14 protein-coding genes and 1 other RNA gene are annotated in these 14,749 nt (G+C 58.0%); 10 read left to right on the top strand and 5 right to left on the bottom strand.

Features of this window, described 5'->3' with window-relative positions:
- Positions 1 to 18: 18 nt before the first annotated feature.
- Complete coding sequence (gene rpiA / locus ACOTX4_RS01715; protein ID WP_003860091.1) at positions 19 to 678, top strand: ribose-5-phosphate isomerase RpiA; 660 nt, start codon at positions 19 to 21, stop codon at positions 676 to 678.
- A 266-nt stretch (positions 679 to 944) separates the two neighbouring features.
- The gene (gene serA, locus ACOTX4_RS01720) at positions 945 to 2,177 is read left to right on the top strand and encodes a phosphoglycerate dehydrogenase (RefSeq protein ID WP_023314806.1); all 1,233 of its coding nucleotides are present in this window, start codon (positions 945 to 947) and stop codon (positions 2,175 to 2,177) included.
- A gap of 102 nt (positions 2,178 to 2,279) precedes the next feature.
- Here the strand turns inward: serA and ACOTX4_RS01725 are convergent, their stop codons facing one another.
- The 3 genes from ACOTX4_RS01725 to zapA all read right to left on the bottom strand — a co-directional run bounded on the left by ACOTX4_RS01725 (position 2,280) and on the right by zapA (position 3,455).
- The gene (locus tag ACOTX4_RS01725) at positions 2,280 to 2,876 is read right to left on the bottom strand and encodes a 5-formyltetrahydrofolate cyclo-ligase (protein WP_003860095.1); all 597 of its coding nucleotides are present in this window, start codon (positions 2,874 to 2,876) and stop codon (positions 2,280 to 2,282) included.
- A gap of 24 nt (positions 2,877 to 2,900) precedes the next feature.
- Positions 2,901 to 3,084: non-coding RNA, 6S RNA (gene ssrS, locus ACOTX4_RS01730), on the bottom strand.
- Positions 3,085 to 3,125: 41 nt separating this feature from the next.
- Positions 3,126 to 3,455 (bottom strand): cell division protein ZapA, encoded by a 330-nt coding sequence (gene zapA / locus ACOTX4_RS01735; RefSeq protein ID WP_421635347.1) that lies wholly within the window; start codon positions 3,453 to 3,455, stop codon positions 3,126 to 3,128.
- Between the two features lie 167 nt (positions 3,456 to 3,622).
- Between zapA and ACOTX4_RS01740 the strand changes: the two genes are divergently transcribed.
- From ACOTX4_RS01740 to ACOTX4_RS01775, 8 genes are all read left to right on the top strand, one after another.
- Positions 3,623 to 4,201 carry a YecA family protein gene (locus ACOTX4_RS01740; protein ID WP_003860099.1) on the top strand — a complete coding sequence of 193 codons (579 nt, stop codon included), beginning with the start codon at positions 3,623 to 3,625 and terminating at the stop codon, positions 4,199 to 4,201.
- A gap of 31 nt (positions 4,202 to 4,232) precedes the next feature.
- Complete coding sequence (pepP, locus tag ACOTX4_RS01745) at positions 4,233 to 5,546, top strand: Xaa-Pro aminopeptidase (protein ID WP_086527952.1); 1,314 nt, start codon at positions 4,233 to 4,235, stop codon at positions 5,544 to 5,546.
- Positions 5,543 to 6,721 carry a 2-octaprenyl-6-methoxyphenyl hydroxylase gene (ubiH, locus tag ACOTX4_RS01750; RefSeq protein ID WP_003860103.1) on the top strand — a complete coding sequence of 393 codons (1,179 nt, stop codon included), beginning with the start codon at positions 5,543 to 5,545 and terminating at the stop codon, positions 6,719 to 6,721. Before pepP ends, ubiH begins: the two co-directional genes overlap by 4 nt.
- 12 nt (positions 6,722 to 6,733) lie before the next feature.
- Positions 6,734 to 7,936 (top strand): FAD-dependent 2-octaprenylphenol hydroxylase, encoded by a 1,203-nt coding sequence (ubiI, locus tag ACOTX4_RS01755; protein ID WP_022651816.1) that lies wholly within the window; start codon positions 6,734 to 6,736, stop codon positions 7,934 to 7,936.
- 397 nt (positions 7,937 to 8,333) lie between these two features.
- The gene (gene gcvT, locus ACOTX4_RS01760; RefSeq protein ID WP_003860107.1) at positions 8,334 to 9,428 is read left to right on the top strand and encodes a glycine cleavage system aminomethyltransferase GcvT; all 1,095 of its coding nucleotides are present in this window, start codon (positions 8,334 to 8,336) and stop codon (positions 9,426 to 9,428) included.
- A 23-nt stretch (positions 9,429 to 9,451) separates the two neighbouring features.
- Positions 9,452 to 9,841, top strand: coding sequence for a glycine cleavage system protein GcvH (gene gcvH, locus ACOTX4_RS01765; protein WP_006811885.1), 390 nt, complete (start codon positions 9,452 to 9,454; stop codon positions 9,839 to 9,841).
- Positions 9,842 to 9,965: 124 nt separating this feature from the next.
- Positions 9,966 to 12,839 (top strand): aminomethyl-transferring glycine dehydrogenase, encoded by a 2,874-nt coding sequence (gcvP, locus tag ACOTX4_RS01770; RefSeq protein WP_047053937.1) that lies wholly within the window; start codon positions 9,966 to 9,968, stop codon positions 12,837 to 12,839.
- A gap of 70 nt (positions 12,840 to 12,909) precedes the next feature.
- Positions 12,910 to 13,653 (top strand): SDR family oxidoreductase, encoded by a 744-nt coding sequence (locus ACOTX4_RS01775; RefSeq protein ID WP_022651814.1) that lies wholly within the window; start codon positions 12,910 to 12,912, stop codon positions 13,651 to 13,653.
- A 2-nt stretch (positions 13,654 to 13,655) separates the two neighbouring features.
- Here the strand turns inward: ACOTX4_RS01775 and ACOTX4_RS01780 are convergent, their stop codons facing one another.
- Positions 13,656 to 14,156, bottom strand: coding sequence for a protein disulfide oxidoreductase (locus ACOTX4_RS01780; protein WP_003863422.1), 501 nt, complete (start codon positions 14,154 to 14,156; stop codon positions 13,656 to 13,658).
- Positions 14,146 to 14,748 (bottom strand): DsbA family protein, encoded by a 603-nt coding sequence (locus ACOTX4_RS01785; protein ID WP_045332855.1) that lies wholly within the window; start codon positions 14,746 to 14,748, stop codon positions 14,146 to 14,148. Before ACOTX4_RS01785 ends, ACOTX4_RS01780 begins: the two co-directional genes overlap by 11 nt.
- Position 14,749 lies beyond the last annotated feature (1 nt).

Genomic DNA, 14,749 nt, shown 5'->3' on the forward strand with positions numbered 1-14,749 from the left:
ACCACAGGCAAAACGATCATGACGCAGGATGAACTGAAAAAAGCAGTAGGATGGGCCGCTCTCCAGTACGTACAGCCGGGTACCATTGTCGGTGTTGGTACGGGGTCGACGGCGGCGCACTTTATCGATGCGCTGGGCACGATGAAGGGGCAGATCGAGGGCGCGGTTTCCAGCTCCGATGCTTCCACGGAAAAGCTGAAAAGCCTCGGCATCACCGTTTTCGACCTCAACGAAGTGGACCGTCTGGGCATTTACGTTGATGGCGCGGATGAAATCAACGGCCACATGCAGATGATCAAAGGCGGTGGCGCGGCGCTGACCCGCGAAAAAATCATCGCTTCCGTGGCGGATAAGTTCATCTGCATCGCGGACGCCTCCAAGCAGGTCGACATTCTGGGGAATTTCCCGCTGCCGGTCGAAGTGATCCCGATGGCGCGCAGCGCGGTTGCCCGTCAACTTGTGAAGCTGGGCGGTCGTCCGGAATACCGTCAGGGTGTGGTGACCGACAACGGCAACGTGATCCTCGACGTTCACGGCCTTGAGATCCTCGATGCCATTGCGCTGGAAAATGCGATCAACGGCATTCCAGGCGTTGTTACCGTAGGGTTATTTGCCAACCGTGGCGCGGATGTGGCGCTGATCGGCACCGCTGACGGCGTGAAAACCATCGTAAAATGATCTGACGGGGGGAGTCCTCCCCCCGCTAAAAAATTTTTGAAACGCTAAATTCGGTGACTTGTGTCACGTTTTTATGTCTCTTTTGCCGATCCTTCCGCGTTTGTAAATTTCCATAGCATTTTCCTCTGCCATTTTGCGCTGTATGACTTTCCTTCAGCGTACTGACGCAAACGTTCATATTGCTGCAATAGTTTTTTTTGATATGTTGGCTACAGCGGATTTATATCCAGCACAACATCAGTTCAGACAAAAACAGGGTCGGGTAAATGGCAAAGGTATCACTGGAGAAAGACAAGATTAAATTCCTGCTGGTTGAAGGCGTGCACCAGAAAGCGCTCGATAGCCTTCGCGCAGCAGGCTACACCAACATCGAATTTCACAAAGGCGCGCTGGACACTGAAGAGCTGAAAGCGTCCATCCGTGATGCCCATTTCATTGGCCTGCGATCCCGTACCCAACTGACTGAAGACGTTATTGCTGCGGCGGAAAAGCTGGTGGCGATTGGCTGTTTCTGCATCGGCACCAACCAGGTTGATCTGAATGCCGCCGCAAAACGCGGTATCCCGGTCTTTAACGCGCCGTTCTCTAACACCCGTTCCGTGGCGGAGCTGGTAATTGGCGAGCTGCTGCTGCTGCTTCGCGGCATTCCGGAGGCTAACGCCAAAGCGCACCGCGGCGTGTGGAATAAGCTGGCTGCGGGCTCCTACGAAGCCCGTGGGAAAAAACTGGGTATCATCGGCTATGGCCACATCGGTACCCAGTTGGGGATTCTGGCGGAATCTCTCGGTATGCATGTCTATTTTTACGATATCGAAAGCAAGCTGCCGTTAGGCAATGCCACCCAGGTTCAACACCTGTCTGACCTGCTGAATATGAGCGACGTGGTAAGCCTGCACGTGCCGGAAAATGCGTCCACCAAAAACATGATGGGCGCAGAAGAGCTGGCGCTGATGAAGCCGGGCTCTCTGCTGATCAACGCCGCGCGCGGTACGGTGGTCGATATTCCTGCACTGTGCGACGCGCTGAAGCGTAAACATTTGGCGGGTGCGGCGATTGACGTGTTCCCGACGGAACCGGCCACCAACAGCGATCCGTTCACCTCTCCGTTGTGCGAGTTCGACAACGTGATCCTGACGCCGCACATCGGCGGTTCTACTCAGGAAGCGCAGGAGAATATCGGCCTGGAAGTGGCGGGTAAACTGAGCAAATATTCCGATAACGGTTCAACGCTCTCTGCGGTGAACTTCCCGGAGGTGTCTCTGCCGCTGCACGGTGGGCGTCGTCTGCTGCACATCCACGAAAACCGTCCTGGCGTGCTGACCGCCATCAACCAGATCTTTGCCGAGCAGGGCGTTAACATTGCTGCGCAGTATCTGCAAACTAACTCGCAGATGGGTTATGTGGTTATTGATATTGAAGCGGATGAAGACATCGCCGAGAAAGCATTGCAGAGCATGAAGGCCATTCCGGGGACGATTCGCGCGCGTCTGCTGTACTGATGGTGCGGTCTGTGGTGTCGGGTGGCGCTTACGCTTACCCGACCTACAATGTTCGATGATTTATGTAGGCCGGGTAAGGCGTAGCCGCCACCCGGCTTTATTCTACCAGGTCCAGGTTTTACTGGGCGTCACCACCGCCGGCAACGGCACATCCCATTTCTCTACGGGTAATACCTCCACGCCCTGGCAATCATGCGCATACCCCACCGGCTGCAATCCGTACTGCTGCCAGTTTTGCAGCGTCCTGTCGTAGAACCCCCCGCCCATGCCTAATCGCTGGCCCTGCTCGTCAAACGCCACCAGCGGCGTAATCAGCACATCCAGTTCAGATAGCGGCAGCACGTCGCGCACGTCGAGTTTGGGTTCGGTGATTTTCAGACGATTTACCACCAGCTCGCTGTGCGGATGGTAGTGCAGAAACAGCAGATTGCCTCGGCTAAAGGGATGTAGCACCGGCAGATAAACTTTTTTCCCGGCGCGCCAGAGCTGGTCGATAAGCGGTTGGGTATCCAGCTCACCATCAAACGAGAGAAACAGGGCGACGGTGTTTGCCATCACCACAGGCGGATAGGCCATCATGCGGGCGGCGGCCTGCTGGGCAAAATGTGCCTGTTGCTCGGCGCTTAAGGCGCGACGACGCTGGCGAATAAGCTGACGGATGTCCTGGCGTGAAGCAGAAACTTCAGGGAATTGAGTCATGGTAGTCGGTAGAAGAAAAGAGAGGGAATCTCCGAGATGCCGCCGCAGGCTGTAACCCTTGAACCCTTGGTTCAAGGTGAATGTGTCGTCATAGTTTTAAGGCTTCTCGGACGGACCGAGCATGCTCACCAACCATGGAGCGCCACATTCTTGTGGTATGAAATATCGGCTCAGGGGACTGGCCCGCTTGCGAACATCTCAGAGAAATTTTGTCTTCACAGTTACTCTACCATAGTCAACTGAGAAGTGTTATTCAAACTTTGGTCCCGGTCCTTCGGGACTGCGACCTTGATCAAGCAATGCCTGTTCTATGGTCTGCTGGAGCATTTTAATGCGCTGCTCCATGCTTGCCGCGTAATCGCGGGTCTTCGCTTTTTCCTGAGTCAGTTCATAGCTGATGTTCAACGCGGCGATGAAAACCAGCTGCTCAGTATTTGTGACTCTAGTGCGTTCTTTTAGATCTTGCAACCGCTGATTCAAATCGTCCGCAGCCTGATTCAAGGCATCCCTTTGTTCAGGCGGACAATTCACTCGCAGTGAACGGCCAAAAATCTGGAGATCGACGGGTTGTGCAGACATGCCACCTTCCTGCTGATTGACTGCGCTGCCTTCGCTTACTGCCCCGGGGGCTGCGAAGGGGCGACACTATAGCTACCCTGATGTGAAGATACAAGCCCTTTTCTGGTATCACCAGGGTCCAAAGTGGTAGCATATCATGAATATCCTCCCTTTGATGACGAATGCGTATGTCTATACAGAACGAAATGCCTGGTTACAAGGATTTAAACCAGTTACTGAACCAGCAGGGAGTCGGTCTGACCCCTGCCGAAATGCACGGTCTGATCAGCGGCATACTGTGCGGCGGAAACAGCGACAGCTCATGGCAGCCGCTGATCCACGACCTCACCAACGAAGGGCTGGCGTTTGGCCACGAACTGGCGGAAGCGCTGCGTAAAATGCACGCCGCAACCAGCGATTCCCTGGAAGACGATGGCTTTCTTTTTCAGCTTTATCTGCCTGAAGGCGACGATGTCAGCGTCTTCGATCGCGCCGATGCGCTCGCGGGTTGGGTAAACCACTATCTTCTTGGCCTGGGCGTAACCCAGCCTAAACTGGATAAAGTGACCGGCGAAGCGGGTGAAGCGATCGACGATCTGCGTAATATCGCCCAGCTCGGCTACGATGAAGACGAAGACCAGGAAGAGCTGGAAATGTCTCTCGAAGAGATTATCGAGTACGTGCGCGTGGCGTCTCTGCTGTGCCACGACAACTTTACGCGCTCGCAGCCGACCGCGCCGGAAGTTCGCAAGCCAACATTACACTAAGAAAAATAACGCACAGGAGGGTGTCATGGTTATCTCCAGTCAAGAGTATTCTCGCCGTCGTCAGGCGCTGCTGGCAAAAATGCAGCCGGGAAGCGCTGCCCTGATTTTCGCCGCGCCGGAAGTGACGCGCAGCGCCGACAGCGAATACCCCTATCGCCAGAGCAGTGATTTCTGGTACTTCACCGGGTTTAACGAGCCGGAAGCGGTACTGGTGCTGATTAAAAGCAATGACACCCACAACCACAGCGTGATTTTTAACCGCGTGCGCGATCTGACCGCGGAAATCTGGTTTGGCCGCCGCTTAGGGCAGGAGGCGGCGCCGGAAAAACTGGGCGTGGACCGTGCGCTGGCCTACAGCGAAATCAACCAGCAGCTTTACCAACTGCTGAACGGCCTGGACGTGCTCTATCACGCGCAGGGCGAATACGCGTATGCGGATGACATTGTCTTCACCGCGCTGGATAAGCTGCGTAAAGGCTCGCGCCAGAACCTGTCCGCACCTGCCACGCTGACGGACTGGCGTCCGATGGTGCATGAGATGCGCCTGTTTAAGTCTGAAGAAGAGCTGAACGTGATGCGCCGCGCGGGCGAAATCAGCGCCCTGGCGCATACCCGCGCCATGGAAAAGTGCCGTCCCGGTATGTTCGAGTACCAGCTTGAAGGCGAAATTCACCATGAATTTAACCGTCACGGCGCGCGCTTCCCGTCCTATAACACCATCGTAGGCGGCGGTGAAAACGGCTGCATTCTGCACTACACCGAAAACGAAAGTGAACTGCGCGACGGCGATCTGGTGCTGATTGACGCGGGCTGTGAATATCAGGGTTACGCGGGCGACATCACCCGTACCTTCCCGGTGAACGGTAAATTCACCACCGCGCAGCGTGAAATCTATGACATCGTGCTTGAGTCTCTGGAGACCGCGCTGACGCTGTTCCGCCCTGGCACCTCCATCCAGGAGGTTACGGGCGAGGTGGTGCGCATCATGATTACCGGGCTGGTGAAGCTCGGCATTTTGAAAGGCGATGTGGACACCCTTATAACCGAAAACGCCCATCGTCCGTACTTTATGCACGGCCTGAGCCACTGGCTGGGGCTGGATGTGCATGACGTCGGGGCATACGGTCCGGAACGTTCGCGCGTGCTGGAGCCAGGCATGGTGCTGACCGTTGAGCCTGGGCTGTACATCGCGCCGGATGCCGACGTGCCAGAACAGTACCGCGGGATCGGCATTCGCATTGAAGATGACATCGTCATCACCGAAACCGGTAACGAAAACCTGACCGCGACCGTGGTGAAAAAAGCCGACGACATCGAGGCGCTGATGGCGGCGGCACGCGTATGAGCGTGATCATCGTTGGCGGAGGCATGACCGGCGCTACTCTGGCGCTGGCCATTTCGCAGTTAACCAAAGGCCAGCTTCCGGTGCATCTTGTTGAGGCGGTTGCGCCGCAGGCGGCCGATCATCCCGGCTTCGATGCCCGCGCCATCGCGCTGGCCCAGGGAACCTGCCAGCAGCTTGCGCGCATTGGCATCTGGCAGGCGATAGCGGACTGCGCGACGGCCATCGGCACCGTTCACGTCAGCGATCGCGGCCACGCCGGGTTTGTGACGCTGGATGCCCACGATTACCGAATTGAGGCACTGGGGCAGGTCGTCGAGCTGCATGACGTGGGGCTGCGGCTGTTCCGTCTGTTACAGGATGCCCCTGGCGTCACGCTGCACTGTCCGGCGCGCGTCGCCAGCTTCAGCCGCCGTGACGAGGCCGTCAGCGTGACGCTGGACAACGGCACCACGCTGGAGGGGCAACTGCTGGTGGCGGCAGATGGTTCACGCTCCGCGATCGCCACGCAGTGCGGCGTCGAATGGCGCTCTGAACCCTATGGACAGGCGGCGGTCATCGCTAATGTCTCTACGGCTGGCGCGCATAACGGCAGGGCATTTGAGCGCTTCACGGAGCACGGCCCGCTGGCCATGCTGCCGATGTCGAACGGGCGCTGCTCGCTGGTATGGTGCCATGCGCAGGATCGGGCCGATGAGGTTCTCTCCTGGTCCGACGAACGTTTTTGTTCCGAGCTGCAAAAGGCCTTCGGCTGGCGGCTTGGGCGCATCACCCACGCCGGAAAACGCGTGGCCTATCCGCTTGCGCTGACGACCGCATCGCAGACTGTCTCCCATCGCGTCGCCCTGGTCGGCAACGCCGCGCAGACGCTACACCCCATCGCCGGGCAAGGCTTCAACCTTGGCCTCCGTGACGTGATGAGCCTGGCCGAGCTCCTGGCCCGAACGTGGAGCGAACAACAGGATTGTGGCGCATACTCAGTGCTGAGCCATTACCAGAAACGACGCCAGGCGGACAAAGCGGCGACCATTGGCGTCACCGACGGTTTAGTCCACCTGTTTGCCAATCGCTGGGCACCGCTGGTTGCGGGTCGCAACCTTGGGCTTATGGCGATGGAACTGTTCATTCCGGCACGTGACGTGCTGGCGCAGCGGACCCTGGGTTGGGTCGCGCGTTAAGGAGTATTGACCGTGCAAAATGTTGATGTCGCCATTGTGGGCGGCGGAATGGTAGGACTGGCGCTGGCTTGTGGTTTACAGGGCAGCGGCCTGCGCGTGGCCGTGCTTGAGCAAAAAGCGCCGCAGCCTGTGGCGCAGGATGCACCGCCAGAGCTTCGCGTCTCGGCGATCAATGCCGCCAGCGAAAAGCTACTGACGCACCTTGGCGTCTGGTCTGAAATCGTGGCGCTCCGTGCCAGTTGCTATCACGGGATGGAAGTGTGGGACAAAGACAGCTTTGGCCGTATCGCGTTTGACGATGAAAGCATGGGTTACAGCCACCTTGGACATATCGTTGAAAACGCGGTGATCCACCACGCGCTGTGGCAGAAAGCGCAGCAGTGCAGCGACGTCACGCTGATCGCACCGGCGAAACTTCATCAGGTGGCGTGGGGCGAAAACGACGCGTTTATCACTCTTGAAAGTGGCGATATGCTGACTGCGCGTCTGGTAGTGGGTGCCGACGGCGCTAATTCCTGGCTCCGTAACAAAGCGGATATTCCGCTGACCTTCTGGGATTACCGTCATCACGCGTTGGTGGCCACAATCCGCACCGAAGAGCCGCACGGCGGCGTGGCGCGCCAGATTTTCCATAATGACGGCATTCTGGCCTTCCTGCCGCTTGCCGATCCGCATCTCTGCTCCATCGTCTGGTCCTTAGAGCCGGAGAAAGCGCAGCAGATGCAGGAGACGACGCCGGATGCCTTCAGTCAGGCGCTATGCGTGGCGTTTGATAACCGTCTGGGCCTGTGCGGGCTTGAAAGCGAACGCCAGACGTTTCCGTTAACCGGTCGCTACGCGCGTCAGTTTGCCGCGCACCGTCTGGCGCTGGTGGGGGATGCGGCGCATACCATTCATCCGCTGGCCGGGCAGGGAGTGAACCTCGGCTTTATGGACGCGGCTGAGCTGGTTGAAGAGCTGCGTCGCCTGCATCGGGAAGGCAAAGATATTGGTCAGCATCTGTATCTGCGTCGCTACGAGCGCAGCCGCAAACACAGTGCGGCTATGATGCTGGCGGGTATGCAGGGCTTCCGCGAGCTGTTTGCCGGAGCGAACCCGGCGAAAAAACTGCTGCGCGATATTGGCCTCAAACTGGCCGACACCCTTCCCGGCGTAAAACCGCAGCTTCTTCGTCAGGCAATGGGCCTCAACGATCTTCCCGACTGGTTACGTTAATCTCGATCCCCGTCACACTTTATTTTCCCGGCCTGCGCGCCGGGGAAATTCCCTCGTTTGAAATAATCTAATTTCACGTCATTTTTCGCATTAGAAAATCTAATCTTACTATTTTTATGTTACGGAAATTCGGCCCATTTTTCCGCATGAAATATCAGCATCTGCTAAATCCTGTTAGATCATTGTTAATTTTATGCGGGTTTAATCGCATTTTCCCAGTGAATAACTCTGTAGGCTTTTCAGCGATTTTTGGTCATAAGCTAATGTGATGACCCGTTTTACCTTATGGTTAACCGCCGGTTTCGGTGGTAAGTTCAGGTAAAAGAGAACGTTTGCGTCGGCCCCCGATCGCGAGGCCGACACCGGGTTTCACGGTGAATTTTTCAACGAGGAAAAGATGGCTCAACAGACTCCTTTGTACGAACAGCACGTGTTATGCGGTGCCCGCATGGTGGACTTCCACGGCTGGATGATGCCGCTGCACTACGGCTCGCAGATTGATGAGCACCACGCGGTGCGCACCGATGCCGGTATGTTCGACGTGTCTCATATGACGATTGTCGACCTGCGCGGTAGCCGCACCCGGGAGTTTTTGCGTTATCTGCTGGCAAACGACGTCGCCAAACTGAAGACGCCGGGCAAAGCGCTCTATACCGGTATGCTCAATGCCTCTGGCGGCGTGATTGACGACCTCATCGTCTACTACTTCACCGAAGATTTCTTCCGCCTCGTTGTAAACTCCGCCACCCGCGAAAAAGACCTCTCCTGGATTTCCCAACACGCTGAACCTTACGCCATTGACATCACTGTCCGTGACGATCTGTCGCTGATTGCCGTACAGGGGCCAAACGCCCAGGCGAAAGCCGCGTCTCTGTTTAGCGACGAGCAGCGCAAAGCCACCGAAGGCATGAAGCCATTCTTCGGCGTGCAGGCGGGGGATCTGTTTATCGCCACCACCGGCTACACCGGTGAAGCGGGCTATGAAATTGCCATGCCAAACGAGAAGGCCGCTGATTTCTGGCGTGCGCTGGTGGAGGCAGGTGTGAAGCCTGCGGGCCTGGGCGCGCGCGATACGCTGCGTCTGGAAGCGGGGATGAACCTCTACGGTCAGGAGATGGACGAAGGCGTCTCTCCGCTGGCCGCCAACATGGGCTGGACCATCGCATGGGAACCGGCTGACCGTGATTTTATTGGTCGTGAAGCGCTGGAGATGCAGCGCGAGAAGGGCACTGAACAGCTGGTAGGCCTGGTGATGAAAGAAAAAGGCGTGCTGCGCGGCGAGCTGCCGGTGCGCTTCACCGATGCCGATGGCAATCATCGCGAAGGCGTGATCACCAGCGGAACGTTCTCCCCGACGCTCGGCTACAGTATTGCCCTGGCACGCGTGCCGGCGGGGATTGGCGAAACGGCGGTGGTGCAGATCCGCAACCGCGAAATGCCGGTCAACGTGACCAAACCGATTTTTGTTCGCGCCGGTAAGCCGGTCGCCTAACTATTTTTATCAGGAGAACTTCAATGAGCAATGTGCCAGCAGAACTGAAATACAGCAAAGAACACGAGTGGCTGCGCAAAGAGGCGGACGGCACTTACACCGTTGGGATCACCGAGCACGCGCAGGAGCTGCTGGGCGACATGGTGTTTGTTGACCTGCCGGAAGTGGGCGCAACCGTGAGCGCAGGCGATGACTGTGCGGTGGCGGAATCCGTTAAAGCGGCCTCTGACATCTACGCCCCGGTAAGCGGTGAAATTGTTGCCGTGAACGACGCGCTCAGCGACTCCCCGGAGCTGGTGAACAGCGAACCGTATGAAGGCGGCTGGATCTTCAAGATCAAAGCCAGCGACGAAGCGCAGGTTGCCGCGCTGCTGGATGCGACCGCGTACGAAGCACTGTTAGAAGACGAGTAATCAGTAATCCCCCTCTCCCTTTGGGAGAGGGCAGGGGTGAGGGTGCTAATCTTCCCCTCACCCTAACCCTCTCCCAAAGGGAGAGGGAACTTAAATTCACTGCACGTTTCAGGAACCATCGCTCATGACACAGACTTTAAGCCAGCTTGAAAACCGTGGCGCCTTCATTGAACGTCACATTGGGCCGGATGCTCAGCAACAGCAGGAGATGCTGAAGACAGTTGGCGCGGATTCATTAAACGCACTGATCGGCCAGATCGTGCCAAAGGACATCCAGCTTGCCACGCCGCCGCAGGTAGGCGAGTCCACGACGGAGTTCGCCGCGCTGGCGGAGCTTAAGGCCATCGCCAGCCTTAACAAGCGCTATAAGTCTTACATTGGCATGGGCTACACCAACGTGCAGTTACCGCCGGTGATCCTGCGTAACATGCTGGAAAACCCGGGCTGGTACACCGCTTATACCCCATATCAGCCAGAAGTCTCCCAGGGCCGTCTGGAAGCGCTGCTGAACTTCCAGCAGGTGACGCTGGATCTGACCGGTATGGATATCGCCTCTGCCTCGCTGCTGGATGAAGCCACCGCCGCCGCCGAAGCGATGGCGATGGCGAAGCGCGTGAGCAAACTGAAAAACGCCAACCGTTTCTTCGTCGCGGCGGACGTGCATCCCCAGACGCTGGACGTGGTGCGCACCCGTGCGGAAACCTTCGGCTTTGAGGTGATTGTCGACGACGCTGAAAAAGTGCTGGATCACCAGGACGTCTTCGGCGTGCTGTTGCAGCAGGTGGGCACCACCGGGGAAGTACACGACTACGGCGCACTGATCGCCGAGCTGAAATCCCGTAAGGTTATTATTAGCGTCGCCGCTGATTTTATGGCACTGGTGCTGCTGACGGCGCCAGGTAAACAGGGCGCGGATATTGTCTTCGGCTCAGCCCAGCGTTTCGGCGTGCCGATGGGCTACGGCGGCCCGCACGCGGCGTTCTTTGGCGCGAAAGATGAATTTAAACGTTCCATGCCAGGCCGTATTATCGGCGTATCGAAAGATGCCGCCGGTAACACCGCGCTGCGCATGGCGATGCAGACCCGCGAGCAGCATATCCGCCGCGAGAAAGCGAACTCCAACATCTGTACCTCGCAGGTGCTGCTGGCTAACATTGCCAGCCTGTACGCGGTGTTCCACGGTCCGGCAGGCCTGAAGCGTATTGCCAGCCGCATCCACCGTCTGGCCGATATCCTGGCCTGCGGTCTGCAACAGAAAGATCTCAGACTGCGTCATGAACACTATTTCGACACCCTGTGCGTCGAGGTGGCAGACAAAGCGGCCGTGCTGGCGCGCGCCGAGGCAGCGCAAATCAACCTGCGCAGCGACATTCACAATGCGGTCGGCATTACGTTGGACGAAAGCACCACCCGTGACGATATCCTGACCCTGTTCAACGTATTGCTGGGTGACGCACACGGTCTGGACGTTGATACGCTCGACAAAGAGGTTGCGCTCGACAGCCGCTCCATTCAGGAAAGCATGCTGCGCGACGACGCGATCCTGACTCATCCGGTGTTCAACCGCTATCACAGCGAAACCGAGATGATGCGTTACATGCACTCGCTGGAACGTAAAGATCTGGCGCTGAACCAGGCGATGATCCCGCTGGGCTCCTGCACCATGAAGCTGAACGCCGCGGCTGAGATGATCCCAATTACCTGGCCTGAATTCTCTGAGCTGCACCCGTTCTGCCCGGCTGAGCAGGCGGAAGGTTATCACATGATGATCAACCAGCTCTCCGACTGGCTGGTGAAGCTGACCGGGTACGACGCGCTCTGCATGCAGCCGAACTCCGGCGCGCAGGGTGAATACGCTGGTCTGCTGGCGATCCGTCACTATCACGAAAGCCGCAATGAAGGCCACCGTGATATCTGCCTGATCCCAAGCTCCGCCCACGGTACCAACCCGGCTTCTGCCCAGATGGCAGGAATGGAAGTGGTGGTTGTGGCGTGCGACAAAAACGGCAACATCGATCTGGCCGACCTGCGCGCCAAAGCCGAGCAGGCGGGCGACAAACTCTCCTGCATCATGGTGACCTACCCGTCCACCCACGGCGTGTACGAAGAAACTATCCGTGAAGTGTGTGAAGTGGTGCATCAGTTCGGCGGCCAGGTTTACCTCGACGGCGCAAACATGAACGCCCAGGTGGGCATCACCTCTCCGGGCTTTATTGGCGCGGACGTGTCGCACCTGAACCTGCATAAAACGTTCTGCATTCCGCACGGCGGTGGCGGCCCGGGCATGGGTCCTATCGGCGTGAAGGCGCACCTGGCGCCGTTTGTCCCAGGCCACAGCGTGGTGCAGATTGAAGGCATGCTGACCCGTCAGGGCGCGGTCTCCGCGGCACCGTTCGGCAGCGCCTCTATCCTGCCAATCAGCTGGATGTATATCCGCATGATGGGCGCGGAAGGGCTGAAGCAGGCCAGCCAGGTAGCGATCCTTAACGCCAACTACATCGCAACGCGTCTGAAGGACGCCTATCCGGTGCTCTATACCGGCCGCGACGGTCGCGTGGCGCACGAATGCATCCTCGATATTCGTCCTCTGAAAGAAGAGACGGGCATCAGCGAGCTGGATATTGCCAAGCGCCTGATCGACTACGGATTCCACGCGCCAACCATGTCCTTCCCGGTTGCGGGAACGCTGATGGTTGAGCCGACCGAGTCTGAAAGCAAGGTGGAACTGGATCGCTTTATCAACGCCATGCTGGCGATCCGCAGCGAAATCGACCGCGTGAAAGGCGGGGAGTGGACGCTGGAAGATAACCCGCTGGTTAACGCGCCGCATACCCAGAACGAACTGGTAGCAGAGTGGAACCACGGTTATACCCGCGAGCTGGCTGTCTTCCCGGCAGGTGTGGCAAACAAATACTGGCCAACCGTGAAACGTCTTGATGATGTTTACGGCGACCGTAACCTGTTCTGCTCCTGCGTACCGATGAGCGAATACCAGTAACGTTGTTCCTGTAGTAACGTAGGCCGGGTAAAGCGAAGCCGCTACCCGGCTTTTTTATTGGGAGAAAAGAATGGCAATTGCACTGGTCACCGGCGCCAGCCGGGGTATTGGTAAAGCCACCGCGCTACAGCTGGCAAGCGAAGGCTACACCGTTGCGGTGAATTTTCATCACAACATCAAAGCCGCGACAGAGGTCATTAATCAGATCGTGGACGCGGGCGGTAAAGCCTTTGCCGTGCGCGCGGACATCAGCGATGAGGCGCAGGTGATGGCGATGTTCGCCAGCATCGATCGCGAAGGTGAGCCGCTCGCCGCGCTGGTGAACAACGCCGGGATTTTGTTTGAACAATCCACCATCGAACACCTCTCCGCTGAACGTATTAACCGCGTGCTGGCTACCAACGTCACCGGCTATTTTCTCTGCTGCCGTGAAGCGGTTAAGCGCATGTCGCATAAACACGGCGGCAAGGGCGGCGCGATTGTGAATGTCTCCTCGGCGGCGTCACGGCTGGGCGCGCCGGGGGAATATGTGGATTATGCCGCCTCAAAAGGGGCGGTGGATTCCCTGACTACCGGCCTCGCGCTGGAGGTGGCGGCACAGGGCATTCGCGTTAACTGCGTGCGGCCAGGCCTGATTTATACCGATATTCACGCCTCCGGCGGCGAGCCGGGGCGTGTGGATCGGGTGAAGTCGATGTTACCGATGCAGCGTGGCGGTCAGCCGGAGGAGGTCGCCCAGGCCATTGCCTGGCTGCTGAGCGACAAAGCCTCCTATGTTACCGGTAGCTTCCTGGAGCTGGCTGGCGGGAAGTAACGCTACGACGCCAGCCACAGCCGCAGGCGCATTCCCCAGCCGCTGGTCCAGCCGGTGGTGATCGACTTCACCTCACCGTGAGAGATCACCACCAGCGTTGGCGTCACCTTAACGTCCCACTCACGCGCCAGTTCTCCGCTGGCGTCGTTGACCGTGGGCATCATCGCCTTCTTCTTCCTCATCCATGTTTCGAGCGTCGCGTTATCGCCCGAGCGCAGCGCAACCGACATCACGTTACCCCCGTCCGCGGCAAGCGCCGCCACCGACGGCGTGGTGTAGCGGCAAACGCCGCACCATGTCGCCCAGACGTAGACCAGCAGCGGTCGCTCCTTACTCATGGCGATAAGATCGACGGGCTGACCGTCGAGGGTGTGCAGTGCCGTCGCGGAGAAATTCTGCGGCAGCGCGGGCTGGCGGAAATAGTCCACCGCCAGGCTCACGGCTATGCCAATCAGCAGCCACACGCCCAGTTCGCGCAGCAGGCGCGGAAGCTTACTTGCCACGGACGTTTGCCAGCTGTTCTTTGACCAGCCCCTCCAGGTCGTCATACGGAATGGCGCCCGCCACCATCTGGTCGCCGATAATGGTCGCCGGGGTACCCTGAATATTCAGCACCTGCGCCAGGATGAGGTTCATCTTTAAGCTGTCCATGGTTTTATCATCCGTTTTAATGCTGTCCGTTCCGGTCTTGACCTTTGCGGCGGCGATGCTGGCGTCATCGTGATAGCCCTTTTTCATCATCAGCCGCTGGTGCAGCGCCCAGAATTTATCCGGCGCCTGCTGCCACGTCGAGAGCGCCGCTTTCGCGGCATTTACCGAGCTTTGTCCCTTAAACGGCAGCAGTTTGACGATGAGCTGCACGTCGGGATTTTCCTGCACAATTTTCTCAAGCATTGGGTCGAACTGCTTGCAATACGGGCAGTTGTAGTCCGTGAAGGAGACGATGGTCAGCTTCGGCGATGCCGCGCCGGTTCGCGGGCTGTTGGGGTCGTTAAACAGCAGTTTTGCCAGCTGGTCGCTGGAAGCGTCATCTGACGGTGCGGCGAAACCGAACGTTGATAACGACAGCAGAAGTAAGGCTATCAAGGCTCTCATG

The sequence above is a fragment of the Enterobacter cloacae complex sp. IR5459 genome, assembly GCF_049238005.1.
GTDB classification, from domain to species: Bacteria; Pseudomonadota; Gammaproteobacteria; order Enterobacterales; family Enterobacteriaceae; genus Enterobacter; species Enterobacter hormaechei_C.